Genomic DNA, 1,373 nt, shown 5'->3' with positions numbered 1-1,373 from the left:
TCCTCCCACCGGAACCACCGGCATATTCAAATCGCTCACGCTCGTGAAAGGATAAAATTTTAGGCTGACATACCGCTACATCTGGTTGTTCAGCAAAGACCTTCATAATCGGGGCTATCCAACCCGGACGGACTTCTACATCGGAATTGAGTAAAATGTAGTAGTCGGCATCGATCTGAGCCAAGGCTTCATTGTACCCTGGGCGAAACCTCCATTCTCTGGTAAACAAGGTTTGATGTCAGGAAAACCGGACAAAACTTCCCGGGAATTGTCTGTGCTGGCATTGTCAGCTACGTAAATGCTCAGATTCTCGTACTCACTTTCTAGCACAAAGGGCAGAAATTGCTTAGGTAGGTTTGTCCCTATAATTCAAGATCACTATGGCCACCTCAGGCAGGACGGAACTAACTTCTAATTGCTGAGCCTCAGACTTCGTATAATTGGACAAAGCCTCTTGACTGGCTACCCTTGTCCTCGCTAACTTGGCTTGTAATCCTCAAGGTCCTCAAAGCGATGTCATGACGATGAAGTCCACAAATTCCAGCGTAAGCTCTTTCCCGTAAATATCTTCAAAAAGTCGAAGATATTGACCTCAATGGTTTGGTGTGTGAGCTTTTCAGGGTAGGTCGATCTCCGATGTAGAGCATGCCTCCATAGGCTTTTTCCTCCAGCCAAACTTTTACGGCATAGATCCCATAAGGAGGGATCAGTTTATGTTATCCGAAATCTCCAGATTAGCGGTAGGGAAACCAATGTCCTCCAATTTTCTGGCCTTGAATTACTTTCCCTTTCAACAAGAAAGATGACCTAAGAATTGTCTGGCAGCTTGACGTCCCCTTTTTCTAGAGCTTGTCGGACTTTAGTAGAACTGACGCGATATCTTGGATTTCCTGCTTCTCGATTTCGATAACCTCATAACCCAGTTTTTGCCATGCCACTTCAAATAGTCGATGTTACCTTGCCGATTGAGTCCGAATCGATGGTCATAACCGATAACGATATACCGAGGTGGAAGCGTCCAACGAGGATGCTGAATGTATTCGCAGCAGTTTGCTGCGTAAAATGCCACGGTAAAAAGGAACAACTACAAGATTGTCTACCCCATTATGGCGAAACAATTCGACTTCTCCTCGATGGTAGTGATCAGCTTTAAGCTCTTATCTCTGGGGTATACGACTAGTCTAGGATGTGGGTGAAAAGTAATGATCACACTTTCACCTCCAACCTTTTGCGCGAGTTGTTTTACTTTCTGAATGATCTTCTGATGCCCACTATGCACTCCGTCAAAGGAACCAATCGTGACCACAGCCTCCTTAAATTCCGGCAGATCCTCTAAATTGTAGAATACATTCATAGGCTGCAAATGTATACTT

General features: G+C 44.9%; 2 protein-coding genes and 1 pseudogene. All 3 read right to left on the bottom strand.

Annotated elements, in window-relative coordinates; genetic code table 11:
• Positions 1 to 184: glycosyltransferase family protein (locus tag D5R40_RS33010; RefSeq protein ID WP_445974462.1), on the bottom strand; the 184-nt coding region annotated here is incomplete at its 3' end.
• Positions 185 to 569: 385 nt separating this feature from the next.
• On the bottom strand, positions 570 to 707 hold the full coding sequence (locus D5R40_RS43340) for a riboflavin kinase (RefSeq protein ID WP_375339453.1): 138 nt from the start codon (positions 705 to 707) through the stop codon (positions 570 to 572).
• Between the two features lie 152 nt (positions 708 to 859).
• Positions 860 to 1,354: pseudogene (locus D5R40_RS40475) on the bottom strand (adenylyltransferase/cytidyltransferase family protein).
• Between the last annotated feature and the right edge of the window lie 19 nt (positions 1,355 to 1,373).

Origin of the sequence: Okeania hirsuta (genome assembly GCF_003838195.1) — a bacterium.
Classification (GTDB): domain Bacteria; phylum Cyanobacteriota; class Cyanobacteriia; order Cyanobacteriales; family Microcoleaceae; genus Okeania; species Okeania hirsuta.
The sequence above is the reverse complement of the archived record's forward strand: the minus strand, read 5'-3'. Positions and strand labels throughout refer to the sequence as shown.